The sequence below is a fragment of the Acinetobacter sp. V91_7 genome (assembly GCF_031799075.1).
Lineage (GTDB): Bacteria > Pseudomonadota > Gammaproteobacteria > Pseudomonadales > Moraxellaceae > Acinetobacter > Acinetobacter calcoaceticus.
In genome coordinates this window covers 70,271-86,414 of sequence record NZ_JAVQNT010000037.1, presented here as the reverse complement: position 1 = coordinate 86,414, position 16,144 = coordinate 70,271, and the positions used below count along the sequence as shown (strand labels likewise).

Sequence of the window (16,144 nt, the reverse complement as noted above, 5' to 3'; positions counted from 1 at the left end):
GGTCAACGTGACCGATTGTGCCCACGTTTACGTGTGGCTTATTACGTTCAAACTTAGCCTTAGCCATGTTTATAGTCCTCGTTTACGTCGAACACAATTCTGAGTAAGACCCAGCATCGACATATCGCCTAAAAAATCAAACACCCAATACTTGAAAAGCAGACTAATAAGCCTGCTTTTTAAATCTTTGTAGAAAATCTACTAAACTGTATCTGGAGCTCTTATCGAGATTTGAACTCGAGACCTCTCCCTTACCAAGGGAGTGCTCTACCACTGAGCTATAAGAGCGATTATCCTTCGATGGAGCGGGAGACGAGGGTCGAACTCGCGACATGCAGCTTGGAAGGCTGCCGCTCTACCAACTGAGCTACTCCCGCACGATGCTGGTATACTTAGCACTTCAATCGAAGTTAATGGTGGTGAGAGAAGGATTCGAACCTTCGAAACTTTCGTAGCGGAGTTACAGTCCGCCCCCTTTGACCGCTCGGGAATCTCACCACTTCACACTTATTTCAGTGTTATTCTTCACTTAACAACTTCACACTTTTAGATGGTGCCGGCACACGGATTCGAACTGTGGACCTACTGATTACAAGTCAGTTGCTCTACCAACTGAGCTATGCCGGCGCTTCTTAGTGTTTCGTACGTTTCGTATCGGAACGGTGTGCAGTTTAGCAAAACTTCCAAACGATGCAAGTGGTTTTTTTAAAAAAATCGCTAAAAACTCATAAAATCAATCCGTTTGACGATAATTCAACCGCTTTGATCACTGCGCGAGCTTTTATTTGTGTTTCATTCCATTCTGATTCAGGATTTGAGTCTGCAACCAGCCCTGCTCCAGCCTGCACATACACCTTTTTATCACGGATAACACACGTACGGATTGCTATCGACATGTCCATTTCACCATGCCATCCTAAATATCCCACTGCCCCACCGAAAACGCCTCGCTTAACAGGCTCAACTTCATCAATGATTTCCATTGCACGAATTTTCGGTGCGCCAGATAAAGTACCTGCTGGAAAAGTTGCTTTAAACACATCTAGCGCATCAATATCATCACGAACTTCACCTTGCACATTTGAAACAATGTGCATGACATGCGAATAGCGCTCAATCACCATTTGATCAGTAACTTTGACCTTACCAATTTTAGAAACTCGACCAACATCATTTCGACCAAGGTCAATCAACATTAAATGCTCTGCTATTTCTTTTTCATCAGAAAGTAAATCTTTTTCTAAAGCGATGTCTTCTTCTTTAGTTTTTCCACGCGGTCTTGTACCTGCAAGTGGGCGGACTGTCGCAATACCATTTTCTAGTCGAGAAAGAATTTCTGGTGATGATCCTACAATATGGAATGGTTTGTTATCTGTAATTGTTTGACCCTGCACCAAAAACAAATATGGCGAAGGATTTAAATGACGTAAAGCACGGTAAACCTGCAAAGCCTCACCATCAAAGTCCGAAACCATACGCTGGCCCGGAACAACCTGCATAACATCGCCCGCTCTAATGTATTCCTTTACCTTCTCGATTGTTTCAAGGAACTTAGCCTTACCCGTAATCGATTCAAAATGAGGCGGTGTATGTGGCTTAGCTTGCAAACTCACTGGTGTAGCTAATAACTGCTCTAATTGATCTAACTTTTGCTGAGCATCTTCATAAGCATGTGCCCGCGTTGTATCAGCATGGACAATTAGAAATAAAGTATCTTTAAGGTTGTCGAAAACAATGACTGTCTTTGATAGCATCAACCACAAGTCTGGTAAAGCAATTGGATCAGCGACAGGTACATTCTTTAAGCGCGGCTCAATATAACGAACTGCATCATAGCCCAAATAACCAACTAGCCCGCCAGTAAAACTTGGTAATGCAGGCAAAAGCTCAGCTGGTGGCACTGTAAATTGCTTCTGAAATTCACGAATATATTGAAATGGATCTAGGCAATCTTCTTGTGTGATCGAACCATCAGCATGCTGTATAGACAAGACCCCTGCATTACATGAAAAAACTGTCGATTCGCCTAAACCGATCATGGAGTAGCGCGCCCAGTTTTCACCACCTTCGACAGACTCAAATAAATAAGCTTGTTTTTGGTCCTTAAAACGAGCAAAAACAGATAAAGGTGTTTCCGTGTCTGCTAAACGCTGGCGATAAACAGGAATCGTGTTGTAACCTGATGCCTTAAGTTGTTCAAATTGCGCTAATGTAGTCATGAATTTTTCTCTAATATGGTTTCGATTTAAAACGGTGTTTTTCTAGTTTCGATTTAGACACGCCATCGAAAAACCATACGCTTATTCATGCTGATCTCCATTTCACTCATTAAATAATTAACTCAGCCAAACTATCAACCACTTGCTGAGGTTGGCAATCATAGATATTTTCTCCATGATTATAGCCATAGCTAACCACAATACAATCAATTCCCGCGCGCCGTGCAGCCTCAATATCATTACTTGAATCGCCAATCATTAGCGCGTACGAAGCAGATATCTTTAAACTTTGCATACAATGCAACAAAGGCAATGGATGTGGTTTCCTCTCTGGCAAGCTATCACCACCCAGTACAACTTGAAAATAAGAAGAAAGTTCCAATGCATCCAGTAATCCTTGAGCAAGTTGCACAGGCTTATTGGTAACACATGCCATATGTATATTCAAAGTTTTACAATGCTTTAAAAACTCAGTTACTCCAGGATAAATTTGAGTATTTACACAAAGCTCTGCACCGTATACATCTACAAATTTTTGTAATAAAACTTTATGTTGTTCAGTGTCTAATTTTCCAAATATATGAAGCAAAACACTTTCACAAAGTTTTGAAGCTCCTTTACCCACCCATTCTCGTATTTGTGCTTCAGTTACCGATGGCCAACTTAGCGCTTCTAAACTTAAATTCATGGATCGATATAAATCAGCTGCAGAGTCAACTAACGTTCCATCTAGGTCAAATAAAATTAAATCGCGCTTATTTAGTTGTGCAACAGACATCTTCTTATACTCAAAATTAAAAAGGCATGCGTTTAGCTAGCATGCCTTGATTGTAAAAGCACCAACAAATTATTTAAAGAACAACCATGCCAATAAAGCCAAGATTACTAAAATAATAATAGTGATCAAACCAACTGAGGCATTCTTCTGTTGCTCTTTTTCTTCAGCAACACGAGAAACAGGCTCCTCAAAGGCAACAGGTGTCTGTTGTGGTTGTGCATTAACATCTATCCCTTCTGGGATAGGGGCAGGTTTTGGAATAGAGATATTCTGCGGCATACCATCGCGACTGACTTCTATTTCAGCAGCACGCTCTGTAAGACTTGGCATCCCTTGATCGCTTAAATCTTGAGATGGGGTCGTATTTACAGGTTCTGCTTCAATTTCAGGCAAATCCTCTATTTCCTGCACAGGCGCTAATACAGAAAATTTAAAGCTCGCAAATTGAACAATATCACCATCATGCAGCTGTTTTTCTTGCTCAATACGAATATCGTTTATGAATGTGCCATTCGATGAATTAAGGTCTTGCACCCATAGCAATTGATCTTTTAAAAGCAATGCAGCGTGGCGGCGTGAAATTTCAGCAGCTTGTAACAACACATCAGCATCTTGATGGCGTCCCACCAACATATCACGATCAATACTAATTTCTTGGCCAGTAATTTCGCCAGTAACTGCTTGTAATTTCCAAGTCATGCGTATGTCCTATTTCACTTTTCATCAATCATAACATGCTACTACGGCGCTGTGCTTGGACGCAGTGTCGTTGTTGTTACTGTATTTTTAGTACGATTAATTTCAGGCTCAGGCAACTGTAAGGTTTGCTTTCGAACCGCAGGTTCTACCGCTACGGGTGTTGTTACTGTCGAGCTTTTTCCACCCGAAGGAACCTGTTGATAATTTTTTGGCTGAGCTGCAACACTTGGTGGCGTCATCTTTTGATTATAGACATCATCAACTTGTTCAGGGAGTTTGGCAAAATTGCCATTTTTATCCATCGCCAATTGTAAGCTGTAAAGCTGGTTATAGCGCTGCTGAGACAAACGACGCACATCATTTGCATCACCCACAATTGTTGGATGAATAAAAACCAGAAGATTACGCTTCACATTACTTCGGGTATCCGAACGGAATAACCGGCCCAAATAAGGAATACTACTTAATCCAGGAATACCTTGGTTATTAAACTCAACATCATCAGATACCAAGCCCCCTAAAACCACTGTCTGCCCATGCTCAGCTAAAACAGCAGTTTTAATGGCACGCTTATTAGTAATTAGGTCAGCAGCCTGCCCTTTACTTGATTGAACATTAGAAACTTCTTGTTCAACTTCAAGCCTAACTGTCCCACCTTCACCAATGTGAGGGATAACTTTCAAAGTTACCCCTACATCTTTACGCTCGACTGTCGTATAAGGATTTACTGTTCCCGAAGATCCCGTAGAAACAGAACCAGTCACAAAAGGAACATTTTGCCCCACAACAATATAAGCCTCTTCATTATCCATAGTTACAATGGATGGTGTCGAAAGCAAATTTGATTTAGTATTAGTTTTAAGCGCTTGAATTAATGCACCATAAGCCTTACGAGAATTCTCAAAATTTCCTAAAGCGAAAGTTGCGCCATCACCCTTATTTTTACCAGCTGCTATAGCATTTGCAGCACCTGCCGTACCACTTGATAAATAACCAGCAGCGATAGACGACAAACTAGCACCTATATTACTAAAGCTAAGTAGACCAATTCCACTTGATAAATCACCTAATGCCCATTGAATTCCAAGCTGATCCGCATCATCACCTGAAACCTCAATAATGGCAGCTTCGATTAAAACTTGCTGGCGACGAATATCAAGTTGTTGGATAGCAGACTCTATTTCACGCATTAATTGTGGATCGGCTTTTACAACAAGTGAATTTTGAGCATTATCCGCAATAATGCTCACACCGCCCTGACTAAAACTTGTAATATTATTTTGGTTACTATTAGAACTACTATTAAGATTAATTGAAGGAGTACTAATTGAAGAGCTAGGCGCGCCAGAATTTTGACTATTTCCCATCGAACCATTAGTCGATCCAGAAGAAGCAGCCAAACCACCACTCCCATTTGATGAAGAAACAGCCTGTCCTGTTACAAGACCTTGTAAAATCTCTGATAAATTTTTTGCACTTGCATATTTCAGTCGGAAAACTTTTAAGCCCCCTAAACGATCTGCTGAAGGCACATCAAGCATCTCAATCATGTGGCGAATACGTTTACGCGTTTCAGGGTCACCCTTTACCATAATACGATTCGTTCGATTGTCTGCAATAATACGAATACGTGCGCCACTAAAATCTTTAGATGCTCCTGTTGCACTCATTGCCTCAAGTTGAGTAATGATTTCTTCTGCCTGACTCGATTGCAAGTTAATGGCTTCGATATCATTTTGCCCAGTACCATCGAGGTTACGAATGATATTTTCAAGTTGGTAGATATTCGCAGCTCGGTCCGAAACAATCAGCGCATTAGTGCCTGCTATCGCAGCCATATGTGCAAATTGAGGCATTAAAGGGCGAAGTGCCGGAATTAAGTCATTTGGATTGGTATTTTCAAGCCAAATCACTCGAGTGACGATTTGATCACCACGCAGTCTATTTCTAGAATCGTAAGGAATTCCCGAGTTTTTAACATTGCTATCGGGCACCAGTTTAATGGTGTTCCCAGAAGGAATTGCCACGACCCCATTTACATTTAAGACCCCAAGAAACAGATCATAAACTTCATCTTTATTGAGGGGTTTATTCGATATTACTGTGACATTGCCACGCACTCGCGGATCTACTGCAAAGTTTTTCCCCGTGATGTCCGCAACTTCATTAATAAATGCAGTTAAGTCAGCATCACGTAGATTGATCTTCCATGTCTGGGCATAGACGCTGCTGCTCACTGTCGCAATCAATGGGGCTGCTGCAAGTAATGCCCAAAGTGGACGTTGATGATTCAATAAAGCCATAACTTGCGATAATTCCTAACTCTTATGGTGACGTGTTATCACTAAAAATTTTGTTGTATGGTCATCACTTGATCACCACGTTTTATTTCTATTTTCACTTGTCCAGCTCGACGAGCTTGTTCAAGTAACTGCACATCCGTTTGTCCTTGCCCAACCGTTTGACCATTTAAAGAAACAATCCGGTCACCCGGCCTTAAACCTAACTTATTTCGAAGCGCAGTGGGTGTACGTTCTGTAACTTCAAAACCTTCACTTGAGTTACCGCTTACGCCCATATCACGTAGATATTGTTCACGGTTCCCTTGCATTTGCTGAATAGCCTGTCCAAGCGCTTCTTGAGTCATATTAACAGGTGCCGATGGTTGAGACGCAGTAGCAGTTGGTTGTGAGGCATCTGGCGTCATGGGCTGATATAAACCGTTTGGCAAACCTTTGAACTGAAGTTCACGAGTACTGCCATTACCTTGACGCAATATAACGTGATCCCAATAAACTTCTGCCAACTGATAAGATGTAGAACCTATTGTTTCCCCCACCCGATATCGGTCAGCAGTATTATCAAGCTTAATAACAGCTGAGGAAAAACGGTTCGGATAGCCCACCATCACACCCTGCAATTCTAGGTTGACATTTTCCTGAGCTGCATTGGCTGAAGGTTCATTAAAAATCGAAAAAGTACTAATGTTAGGAATTTGCGGCTGCTGTGATCCCAACTCTACCCGATCGAATTGCATCATTTGGGGAGGGGCAATGACCCACCAAAATAATGAAGCTAATTTCCAACACAGCCATAAAATTAAAAAGGCAAATACGACAATACTTAACCGATCTAATTTTTGCCATTGTAGTTGCTGTAATTTTTCAATCCATACTTTCATTATTAGTTACTCCCTTGTATTAAGGGTTGACGAGAACTAATGACAAAAGTATCTAAACCGGCTTTCCCATCATAAGACGGAATATTCAGTAATAATCTTTGTGTAAGCTGCACATCAAGCATCATATTGGCATCTAATAGAAGATTTGCCATTTTTTGACTGCGTTGATCACGTATATCAACCTGTAATTGGCCATTTTGATCCGTTAATTGCCCATTTAAAGAAGGCATATTCATCCGGTCTTGACGATCACCAATATTATAAATTAAAGCACCACCACCCCAATGCAATTGACCATCAACTGCAGCGAAACCTTGCTCTTTTTTATAATTAAAATCAATATCTTTTAACTGGATACCGTTCACAGGCCATTGCCAGTTCACAATTTGTTTTAATGTTTCAGGCGCAATTTGACCATTCATTGCTCTAACAAGTACTTTTTTACCAACACCATAGGCCATTACCCCAGATAATTGGGTATTTCCACTATGGATATCCACATCAGCCGCGAACCTCAATAGAAACAGGTCAAGAGGTCTAGTTTTCCAATGAATCGAGCCTCTCAAAGTACCGCGCCGCCAATCTGCTTGGCCCTGCCAGATATTTCCACTTACATTGTGTAGAGTTTGATTATTCTTTGAAAATTTAGAAATAAGCCACGTCGCTGGGATCTGTAAAATAATAAAAATTAAAAATGCAATGAGGGCAAATAACCACCACTTCCACTGCTTAGACTTTTTCTTCATTCAGCCTTACCAACATGCAAATTATCGTCCTTATTTTGAGAGTAGCTCCCTAGTCTGACATTATGCATACTTTTTCAACATCGCCAATTCACTTCATATAAAAAAACCAAGCAATCAGGCCTGGCTTCTGTATTAAGACTATAAGTTGAACGTATGACAAAATCATGAAAACTGGCTAATCAACTTACTAAATGTACATTTGATCTCTACAATCTATTTAAAGATGAATTTAAACACTCAAATTCCTAAATAATATTTATAGCAAAATTTTAAATATTTTCACGCATAAAAAAGCCAGGCAAATTTGCCTGGCTTTTTTAGATCAGCAATACGATTAGATTAAGAAATCTTCAAGTTTTGCGCCTTTTTCAATTTCAGCAACTAACCAGCGTGGTTGTTTACCACGGCCAGTCCAAGTCTCTTCAGAATTGTTTTTGTTACGGTAACGCGGTTCAACAGATTTACGTGTTGTTTTCTTACGTTTTTGAGCACCAAACTCAAGAAGTTGTTCAACACTAAAACCTACATTTTCAGCGATCTCGATAATTTGATTATAAGCATCTTCGATTGCTTGATCTTTTTTACTTACAATTAAAGCTTCAGCTTCTTCTTGTAAACGTTTTAACTCTTCAACAGATAATTCACTGATATCCGGCTTCATTAATAAATACTCCAGTCTTACAGACAATTCAAAATAATACAGACAAAATTTAAAAACATAAAATCAAGACCAATATTATTTATAATCTATTCAATAAGCAATAGTTTGAAAGCCGTGTTCATCAGAATAATCAAAAAAATTACCTTTTAATTACATTACCAATTATAAATGACATATATTTTATTAATATTTATTTAAGATAAATGTATTAAGTCATGTCCAACAGATTTTTCTAGCTCAATAATTTTTTGTTTTATCTCTTGAGGTATTTCACATTTTCGTTCTGTTAATTTATCTACGCATACCATAACAGCATCACCCGTAGCTACGATTTGTTGTTGTGTTTCGCTCCACAATATATAAGCCATACGGAATGCACTATTACGGAGCTCCTCCACGCGAACACCAACTTTCAATACATCGGGATAAAAAACGGGCTTTAAGTATTTGCATTGGCTTGAAGCGACAACGGTATATAATTGTGGGGTTAATATATTTATCGCTTCCATATATAAAATACGTGAGCTTTCAATATATCGATAATATTGTACATTATTGACATGACCAAAAGCGTCCATATCTCCCCACGCTACTTTCTGTTCATATATTATCGGGTAGACAGACAGTTCTTTCATTTTTACCTCATATTTTAAATTTTAAAAAATTCGCATCATTTTCAAAGATTAGGTTTAACTGATTGATTAACACTTCATCTTCTTTAAGGGTAGACTTAATACGCAAATAGCTCATTAAAATATTATCTGGATATAATGTTAATAATGTTTCAGCCTCTGCTTGACGTCCAGTTGCCATATAGACATGCCATTTTGCAAAAGTTAAAACTGGCAAATTCATATATTGATTTTCAAGCTCAATAATTTTTTCTTCGACATCAGCATAGTCTGGAACCTGTTTAAGCAATTGTTGCTGAAACCACAGGTAAAACACTTCTGGATCAAACTGCTCTTTTAATAAGTGCAGTGTTAAGGCTGCATGCTGCATGCTCATATCAGGCATACGTGCTAATAGTTTGAGCCATAACAACTTACTGCTATAAGGTCGAGTTTGGATCTCAGACTCTAAATCCAGATAACGTTGTTGCAAGGCATGCAGGTCATCAATAGAAGCTTGATCAAATTGCTGAAGAAGCTGCTGCAACCATAAATCACGGTGTTCAGCATCTAATAATCCATACTTCATTGACCGTAAATATACCCATGGATGTTGCAGCGCTAATTGCCCCCATAACGCAGTTAATCTTTGCTGGTAGGCAGTTTCTATTTCCTCAAGCCAAGGCGATAACTGATGCTGGTATAAAAATTCAAGATGAGTTAATGCACGGTCAGCTTCATTTTGGGCTAAAAAGATTTCGATTCGCTCTAACTCGGCCAATTCAAATGCCATGGGTGGTGATTGATCTAAAGCAGCCAATGCTTTTGGATAGTCTCCACTTAAAACCAGAAACTTGGCATCAATAATATTTTTTAAAAGTCCTGATTGAGTAAAAACACGTTCAATAAATACACGTTGGTCTTCGGCAGCCTCTAATAACCAGACGATACCTAATTGTTCATAGGGATGAAGGTTTTTAAACTGGAAGATGTTTTCACTTTTTCTTTGCTCACGAGAGGAATAACGTTTAATCCAAAGCCATATGAGTTGTGCAATAAAACTCACTACCACAAAAGCAAGGGTTAATCCCCAGACATTTGTTTGCAACTGCAATTGTCGCCAGTAGATATAGACATACCCCATTCCATAGCCATAACTAAATAAAGCTAAAGCGGCAAAGAGTATTAAGCTAATTACGAAATAAACCGACAGGAGGTGTTTCATATCTCCTCCTTATGAGCCAATTAGACCAAGTGTAGATAATTTAGGAACAGGCACGACAGATAAATGTGCCACTTTAGCAATACGTTTTTTTAACTGCTGACTCGTTGCATCAGGCATTTCATCTAGCTTTTGCATTACAGATTGCAACTCGTTTTGGTACTCTGTCATTTTCCCTTCATTGAGTGCCTGTTCAGCAATTAATAATCTTAATTGCACTTCTTTGAGCACTACACTTCGATTCATTAAATTAATAGACGGCGTTTCTACTTTTTCTATACGGAACCATTTTTTCCACCAAGACACAGACTCGGACTGATCCATCTCAAGTTTAGGCTGAGCTAAGGCTTGCTGAATATTTTTATCAATCGTCTGTAATAAATCGTCAATCAATTGATGGCGTTGATTTTGGGCCAATGTGAATTGTTGAACTGCCTGTTTATCCTGCTCAAGCGATTGGTTCAAGCTATGTTGCAATGCAGGGGCAATTTCATAGTGTAGAAGAGATTGCTGTAATTGGTTTAATTGATCAACTGCGTAAATCAATTGTTGCTGATCAATTGCAAATTGAATTAAATCTAACTTTTGTTTTATTAAAACTGTAGGGGCAATACCCATCGGCAGGACTTCTAAATGGCCGGCCGGACTCAGTTTATTCCCTGTATTTACAGGTTGATTCTGTAATTGTCGTTGTAAAGCAACCAATTGATCATTTAGATTGGCATAGTGCTGCTCTGATTGAAGCAAACTTTGCTTAAGCTCGGGAACAGTACGAGAAATTTGCCACATATCGTAACTGAGCTTAGCCAACCAAGCCACGCCCAGTAAAATGATGATAGAAACAAGTTTTCTCATATGAATCCTTATAATGCCTGAATGTGATGAATCATCCCCGAAGGCGATAAATTTTCAAGTTGAATAATGTGAAAATGAGCCTGTTGCTGATCGCGATATTCTTTAACAATTTGAAAAAGACGTGGCCCTAAAACCAAATATACACAATCAGGTTGTACATTACTTTTTGAACAAAGCTCTAACCAATACTTCCAGCTCGCCTCACTCGTAATTAAGACCAGCCATTTGTTTAAATTATAATTTGAATTGTGTGTCAGATGTTTGAATGTGGAATATGAGGTTTCTGGGCACTGCCGATGATATAAAACGAAATTTAAAATCTGAATTCCTTGCTGTTGCAAGGTTTCCATCATAAATTGACGACCACCTTCTCCTCGCCAAAAAGCGACGCTACCAGCTTGCTTCATATTATGGAGAATAGGTAGATTTAACATGCCCTCAGAGGTTTCAACATCTGGAATATGTGCTTCTATTCCATATTCATTTAGACAATTGGCCGTTGACTGCCCAACGGCAATCCACTGAATATGTTTTAAATCACTAAGCTTTAAACCGCTTTGCAGTAAATATTTCATCCCCACATCAACGGCGGTTGGGCTCACTACAACTATAGCTTGTGCTTTAACTAATTGTTGGTAAAGCTGAAGTAAATGTTCGGAAAAGGGTTTAGCAACGAGTTCTAAAAGAGGTAAAGACTCAACCTGACAACCTTCATTTTGCAAAACTTCTGTTAATTCTGCAGCCCGAGAATCAGGTCGAGTATTAATAAACAACATAGCTTAGTAGAGAGCCTTTAATAGCTCACCAGCACCTTGATCAAGTAAGTTTCGAGCAAGGTTTTCACCCAATTGCTGAGCATTGCTGGCTTCATCTGTCAGTTCAGCACGTAATAATGTTTGACCATCAGCACTTCCGACACGACCTTCAATATGGATTTGTCCATTTTGTAGTGTGGCATAACCTGCAATTGGGACCTGACAACCGCCTTCAAGATAAGCATTAAAGGCACGCTCAGCACGCACACAAACATCTGTTTCTTGGTGCAATAACGGTTGAATTAAAGCTAAAACTTCGTTGTCAGCTGCACGGCATTCCAAACCCAATGCACCTTGACCCACAGCAGGTAAGCTAATATCTGGTGTTAAACAATGACGAATACGTTCTGACAATCCTAAACGCTTCAAACCAGCACTGGCCAAAATAATCGCGTCGTATTGACCATCATCTAGCTTCCCTAAACGTGTTCCAACATTTCCACGCAAATCAATAATTTGCAAATCAGGGCGTTGTTTTAAAATCTGAGATTTACGACGTAAACTTGATGTACCAACTTTTGCACCTTGAGGTAGATCAGCAAATTTTTCAAATTGATTTGAAACGAAAGCATCTAATGGATCTTCACGTTCACAAATTACCGCCAAGGTTAAACCTTCTGGCAAAGCCATCGGGACATCTTTCATTGAATGTACGGCTAAATCTGCACGCCCATCTAAAAGTGCTGCTTCTAACTCTTTAACAAACAGCCCTTTCCCACCAATTTTTGCTAAAGGCGTATCTAAGATTTTATCGCCCTGCGTGACAAATTTAACCAACTCCACCGTTAAATCCGGGTGAAGCTCCTGTAATCGGGCACGAATATATTCTGCCTGCCAAAGAGCAAGTGGGCTTTGTCGTGTAGCAATTTTCAAGGTTTTCATAAATTCAAGCATGGGCTGGTCAAACAATACACCCTAAACTTAACTTGATCCCTTAAAATTGCAAGTAAAATCTCGCGCGTCCAAGATAACTCTTTTTAAGTTTAGAGCTGATGAATCCGGTCTCTAAGCATGGATAAATGTCGACGGCTCACCGAAAGTCGTTCATCTAAACCACGTAATCGAACCTGATATTGCCCCGAACTGACCAACTCCAATCCATCTAAATAGGCAACAGCAACTAATGCATTCCGATGAATGCGAATGAATTGATTTGCAAATTCGGTTTCAAGCTCTTTTAATGTTTCATCAATTAATACACTGCCATTTTGATGACGCACCGTGACATATTTTTGATCGGCTAAAAAATAATAGATATTTTCAACAGGAATTAGCTCAACCCCACGATAGGTTTTTGCAGCAATTTGATGTCGCTGTGTTTTTAGATCATGTAAAAAATCATGTTGTGGTAAAGCATTGAGCTGTGCTCGAGTAAGCTGAGTCAGTTGACTAAAAACTTGTTCAAGTTCTTGAGGGTCGATCGGTTTAAGAAGATAAGCTTGAGCCTGAGATTTAAACGCTTCCAATGCATGTTGATCATAGGCTGTACAAAATACAATCGCAGGCCTAGGGTTCAGCTGACTTAACTGTTCTGCACAGACAAGACCATTCATACCTGGCATTTGAATATCAAGTAAAATTACATCCGGTTGATGAAGCCGCGCCTGTTCCAAGGCTTCCTGTCCATGATAAGCCGTTGATACAACTTCATGTCCCATCTTTGAAACTAAACGTGATAATCGCTCCACTGCAAGTGGTTCGTCATCACAAATCAGCACCTTCATTTATCCTCCTTGTCACCGTTAACTTGATCCATTTTTTTATGGTTAACTCTGACTAACTTATTATTTTGTTTGATATTGATAGCTCATAATGGTGGTATATAAGGTTTCACCTTTATAAACCTGAAATCTAACGGAGTTCCCATAATATGCTTTCAGGCGTTGTTTTACATTTTCAAGCGCGATTCCATGCCCTTTCCGTGAATTTATTGTATCGTCTGTATATGGGTTGGTAATGACTATACTGACCTGATTTTGCAATATTTCAACCAATACCCCTATGGTTGCTTTACCTATCATTGGTTCTACCCCATGAAAAATACTATTCTCTAACAAAGGTTGTAATGTCAATAAAGGAATGGTGATCTGTTTCAGTTGCACAGGTGAAAGTTCAATTTTCCAATCTACTTTTAAACGCTCTCCCAAACGTACCTGCTCAATCATTAAATATTGTTTACTCAGCTCGATTTCTTCATGCAGACTCACCAATTTCAATTCTTGGAAGCTTGCGCGAAATAAACGAGACAGGCTAATCAACATACCTTCTGCTTTATCTGGGTCTATCGCAATTAAGCTCACCACATTATTTAAACTATTAAATAAAAAATGGGGATGAATCCGCGCCTGCATGGCCTGAATACGGGCATTTAACTCTGCATATTGTTGATGTAGCCATTGCTCTCTCACATAGAGATAGCGCAAGCAGAAAGCCCCCAGTAATATCCCATAGCTTAGATATAAAGGCACATTGGCAAAATAAATGTTCCAGTCCTGTGTTAAAGAAGCATGTTTATTTAAAAGACCAAACTGAAAAAAATTACTTATTAAGGTCGTCAAAACAACAATACCTTGCAGCATGACAAAACCGATAGCCAAAGCAAATTCTTGACGTAACCCACTAAAAAAATGCTGAAAGCGTTCAACCAAGGCAAAAAACGACAATATTACCCAGTTAATAAAAACGATGTACTGCAAAAGACGTCCACCGCTTAATGCTTGCCATGACTGAGCTTCAGCCAGTGCTAAAACCAGTGCCAAAATGTTACTTGCGATAATTAATTCGAATAAGTGTTGCCAACGACCGTTTTTCGTAAAAAAATAGGAGGAATTTTGATTTCGGTATGCTGTAGGAAACAACTTTGTTTGTTGAGCTTCGGCAAGTGATATACTCTTTTTTATTTTACTGAGCCACCATGACCACATCTTCAAATCCCCCTAATTCAGTAACCCCAGACCAAACCTCAGGTATGTGGGGTGGTCGTTTTTCTGAAGCGACGGATGCTTTTGTAGCCGAATTTACCGCCTCTGTTCAGTTTGACCAGCGTTTTTATAAACAAGACATCGCTGGTTCGATTGCGCATGCTACCATGCTTGCGAAAGTTGGCGTACTCACAGAAGCAGAACGCGATGACATTATTGAAGGTTTAAGCACCATTCGCTCAGAAATTGAGGCTGGAACCTTTGAATGGCGCATCGATCTTGAAGATGTTCACATGAACATTGAATCACGTTTGACTCAACGTATTGGTATTACAGGTAAAAAATTACACACTGGTCGTAGTCGTAACGATCAGGTTGCAACCGATATTCGTCTTTACCTACGTGACGAAATTGATGACATTTTAAAATTATTAGAGCGCTTACAAAAAGGCTTGTTAGGCTTGGCTGCCAAAAATGTAAACACCATTATGCCTGGCTTCACCCACCTACAAACTGCACAGCCAGTGACTTTTGGTCATCACCTGTTAGCATGGTTTGAAATGTTAGTGCGTGACTCTGAGCGTCTTCAAGATTGCCGTAAGCGTGTCAACCGTCTGCCACTTGGTTCTGCCGCTCTTGCTGGCACAACTTATCCGATTGACCGCGCTTACACAGCAGAGTTATTAGGCTTTGAAGCTGTATGTGAAAATTCTCTTGATGCTGTATCTGACCGTGACTTTGCCATTGAGTTTAATGCAGCTGCGTCTTTAATTATGATGCACTTATCACGTATGTCAGAAGAACTGATTCTTTGGACTTCTGCACAGTTCAAATTTGTGAATATTCCTGATCGTTTCTGTACTGGTTCTTCAATCATGCCACAGAAGAAAAACCCGGATGTTCCTGAACTAATCCGTGGTAAATCTGGCCGTGTATTTGGTGACTTAATTAGCTTACTTACGCTCATGAAAGGTCAACCATTGGCGTACAACAAAGACAACCAAGAAGATAAAGAACCTTTATTTGATGCAATCGATACGGTTCGTGGTTCACTCATGGCTTTCGCAGACATGATTCCTGCATTGGTTCCAAATATTGAAATTATGCGTGAAGCTGCACTTCGTGGATTCTCAACCGCAACCGATCTTGCTGACTATTTAGTGAAAAAAGGCGTTGCTTTCCGTGATGCGCATGAAATTGTAGGTAAAGCAGTTGCATTAGGCGTAGCTGAAGAAAAAGATTTATCTGAATTAATGCTTGAGCAATTACAACAATTCTCTGACTTAATCACAGCAGATGTGTTTGATAAAGCTCTAACACTAGAAGCTTCAGTAAATGCACGTGATCATATTGGTGGAACTTCACCAAAACAAGTAGAAGCTGCAATTGCTCGTGCCCATACACGTTTAGAACAGTTATACGCTTAAGGATAAAAC

15 protein-coding genes, 4 tRNA genes and 1 pseudogene are annotated in these 16,144 nt (G+C 39.6%); 1 reads left to right on the top strand and 19 read right to left on the bottom strand.

The genetic code is table 11. From position 1 onward, the window contains the following. From RMB03_RS12070 to RMB03_RS11980, 19 genes and pseudogenes are all read right to left on the bottom strand, one after another. Window positions 1-67 (bottom strand): annotated as a pseudogene (locus RMB03_RS12070) (elongation factor Tu); the annotation flags it as partial. Window positions 68-213: 146 nt separating this feature from the next. After that, a tRNA-Thr gene (locus RMB03_RS12065) sits at window positions 214-288 on the bottom strand. 13 nt (window positions 289-301) lie between these two features. Then, window positions 302-377, bottom strand: a tRNA-Gly gene (locus RMB03_RS12060). A 37-nt stretch (window positions 378-414) separates the two neighbouring features. Beyond that, window positions 415-498, bottom strand: a tRNA-Tyr gene (locus tag RMB03_RS12055). A gap of 53 nt (window positions 499-551) precedes the next feature. Then, window positions 552-627, bottom strand: a tRNA-Thr gene (locus RMB03_RS12050). Between the two features lie 98 nt (window positions 628-725). Further along, window positions 726-2,219: an anthranilate synthase component I gene (gene trpE, locus RMB03_RS12045; RefSeq protein ID WP_231764199.1), complete on the bottom strand. Its 1,494-nt coding sequence runs from the start codon at window positions 2,217-2,219 to the stop codon at window positions 726-728. Window positions 2,220-2,328: 109 nt separating this feature from the next. After that, window positions 2,329-2,997: a phosphoglycolate phosphatase gene (locus RMB03_RS12040; protein ID WP_311076366.1), complete on the bottom strand. Its 669-nt coding sequence runs from the start codon at window positions 2,995-2,997 to the stop codon at window positions 2,329-2,331. 69 nt (window positions 2,998-3,066) lie between these two features. After that, window positions 3,067-3,696 carry an FHA domain-containing protein gene (locus RMB03_RS12035; protein ID WP_311076364.1) on the bottom strand — a complete coding sequence of 210 codons (630 nt, stop codon included), beginning with the start codon at window positions 3,694-3,696 and terminating at the stop codon, window positions 3,067-3,069. 41 nt (window positions 3,697-3,737) lie between these two features. Continuing rightward, the gene (gene gspD, locus RMB03_RS12030) at window positions 3,738-5,999 is read right to left on the bottom strand and encodes a type II secretion system secretin GspD (RefSeq protein WP_132068579.1); all 2,262 of its coding nucleotides are present in this window, start codon (window positions 5,997-5,999) and stop codon (window positions 3,738-3,740) included. Window positions 6,000-6,040: 41 nt separating this feature from the next. After that, the gene (locus RMB03_RS12025) at window positions 6,041-6,877 is read right to left on the bottom strand and encodes a type II secretion system protein N (RefSeq protein WP_311076361.1); all 837 of its coding nucleotides are present in this window, start codon (window positions 6,875-6,877) and stop codon (window positions 6,041-6,043) included. Window positions 6,878-6,879: 2 nt separating this feature from the next. Beyond that, window positions 6,880-7,623 carry a type II secretion system protein N gene (gspN, locus tag RMB03_RS12020; protein WP_311076359.1) on the bottom strand — a complete coding sequence of 248 codons (744 nt, stop codon included), beginning with the start codon at window positions 7,621-7,623 and terminating at the stop codon, window positions 6,880-6,882. A 334-nt stretch (window positions 7,624-7,957) separates the two neighbouring features. Beyond that, window positions 7,958-8,284, bottom strand: a complete 327-nt coding sequence (locus RMB03_RS12015) for an H-NS family nucleoid-associated regulatory protein (protein ID WP_003654486.1) — start codon at window positions 8,282-8,284, stop codon at window positions 7,958-7,960. A 194-nt stretch (window positions 8,285-8,478) separates the two neighbouring features. Then, complete coding sequence (locus RMB03_RS12010; RefSeq protein WP_004640721.1) at window positions 8,479-8,919, bottom strand: thioesterase family protein; 441 nt, start codon at window positions 8,917-8,919, stop codon at window positions 8,479-8,481. A gap of 7 nt (window positions 8,920-8,926) precedes the next feature. Continuing rightward, complete coding sequence (locus RMB03_RS12005) at window positions 8,927-10,120, bottom strand: membrane protein (RefSeq protein ID WP_017391168.1); 1,194 nt, start codon at window positions 10,118-10,120, stop codon at window positions 8,927-8,929. Between the two features lie 9 nt (window positions 10,121-10,129). Further along, the gene (locus RMB03_RS12000; RefSeq protein ID WP_311076354.1) at window positions 10,130-10,972 is read right to left on the bottom strand and encodes a hypothetical protein; all 843 of its coding nucleotides are present in this window, start codon (window positions 10,970-10,972) and stop codon (window positions 10,130-10,132) included. 8 nt (window positions 10,973-10,980) lie between these two features. Beyond that, on the bottom strand, window positions 10,981-11,748 hold the full coding sequence (locus tag RMB03_RS11995; RefSeq protein ID WP_311076352.1) for a uroporphyrinogen-III synthase: 768 nt from the start codon (window positions 11,746-11,748) through the stop codon (window positions 10,981-10,983). A gap of 3 nt (window positions 11,749-11,751) precedes the next feature. After that, the gene (hemC, locus tag RMB03_RS11990) at window positions 11,752-12,669 is read right to left on the bottom strand and encodes a hydroxymethylbilane synthase (RefSeq protein ID WP_035362332.1); all 918 of its coding nucleotides are present in this window, start codon (window positions 12,667-12,669) and stop codon (window positions 11,752-11,754) included. Between the two features lie 101 nt (window positions 12,670-12,770). Further along, window positions 12,771-13,511: a LytTR family DNA-binding domain-containing protein gene (locus tag RMB03_RS11985; protein ID WP_311076349.1), complete on the bottom strand. Its 741-nt coding sequence runs from the start codon at window positions 13,509-13,511 to the stop codon at window positions 12,771-12,773. Between the two features lie 60 nt (window positions 13,512-13,571). Then, complete coding sequence (locus tag RMB03_RS11980; RefSeq protein ID WP_311076347.1) at window positions 13,572-14,711, bottom strand: histidine kinase; 1,140 nt, start codon at window positions 14,709-14,711, stop codon at window positions 13,572-13,574. Here RMB03_RS11980 and argH point away from each other — a divergent pair. Continuing rightward, a complete protein-coding gene (gene argH, locus RMB03_RS11975) occupies window positions 14,702-16,135 on the top strand; it encodes an argininosuccinate lyase (RefSeq protein ID WP_311076345.1) in 1,434 nt (477 codons plus the stop codon). The two genes, RMB03_RS11980 and argH, sit on opposite strands and share 10 nt — an antisense overlap. Window positions 16,136-16,144 lie beyond the last annotated feature (9 nt).

What these genes read in the sequence shown, in the direction of transcription:
- trpE (WP_231764199.1), bottom strand. Translation starts at nt 2,219, where the DNA reads ATGACTACATTAGCGCAATTTGAACAACTTAAGGCATCAGGTTACAAC.
- RMB03_RS12040 (WP_311076366.1), bottom strand. Translation starts at nt 2,997, where the DNA reads ATGTCTGTTGCACAACTAAATAAGCGCGATTTAATTTTATTTGACCTA.
- RMB03_RS12035 (WP_311076364.1), bottom strand. Translation starts at nt 3,696, where the DNA reads ATGACTTGGAAATTACAAGCAGTTACTGGCGAAATTACTGGCCAAGAA.
- gspD (WP_132068579.1), bottom strand. Translation starts at nt 5,999, where the DNA reads ATGGCTTTATTGAATCATCAACGTCCACTTTGGGCATTACTTGCAGCA.
- RMB03_RS12025 (WP_311076361.1), bottom strand. Translation starts at nt 6,877, where the DNA reads ATGAAAGTATGGATTGAAAAATTACAGCAACTACAATGGCAAAAATTA.
- gspN (WP_311076359.1), bottom strand. Translation starts at nt 7,623, where the DNA reads ATGAAGAAAAAGTCTAAGCAGTGGAAGTGGTGGTTATTTGCCCTCATT.
- RMB03_RS12015 (WP_003654486.1), bottom strand. Translation starts at nt 8,284, where the DNA reads ATGAAGCCGGATATCAGTGAATTATCTGTTGAAGAGTTAAAACGTTTA.
- RMB03_RS12010 (WP_004640721.1), bottom strand. Translation starts at nt 8,919, where the DNA reads ATGAAAGAACTGTCTGTCTACCCGATAATATATGAACAGAAAGTAGCG.
- RMB03_RS12005 (WP_017391168.1), bottom strand. Translation starts at nt 10,120, where the DNA reads ATGAAACACCTCCTGTCGGTTTATTTCGTAATTAGCTTAATACTCTTT.
- RMB03_RS12000 (WP_311076354.1), bottom strand. Translation starts at nt 10,972, where the DNA reads ATGAGAAAACTTGTTTCTATCATCATTTTACTGGGCGTGGCTTGGTTG.
- RMB03_RS11995 (WP_311076352.1), bottom strand. Translation starts at nt 11,748, where the DNA reads ATGTTGTTTATTAATACTCGACCTGATTCTCGGGCTGCAGAATTAACA.
- hemC (WP_035362332.1), bottom strand. Translation starts at nt 12,669, where the DNA reads ATGAAAACCTTGAAAATTGCTACACGACAAAGCCCACTTGCTCTTTGG.
- RMB03_RS11985 (WP_311076349.1), bottom strand. Translation starts at nt 13,511, where the DNA reads ATGAAGGTGCTGATTTGTGATGACGAACCACTTGCAGTGGAGCGATTA.
- argH (WP_311076345.1), top strand. Translation starts at nt 14,702, where the DNA reads ATGACCACATCTTCAAATCCCCCTAATTCAGTAACCCCAGACCAAACC.
- RMB03_RS11980 (WP_311076347.1), bottom strand. Translation starts at nt 14,711, where the DNA reads ATGTGGTCATGGTGGCTCAGTAAAATAAAAAAGAGTATATCACTTGCC.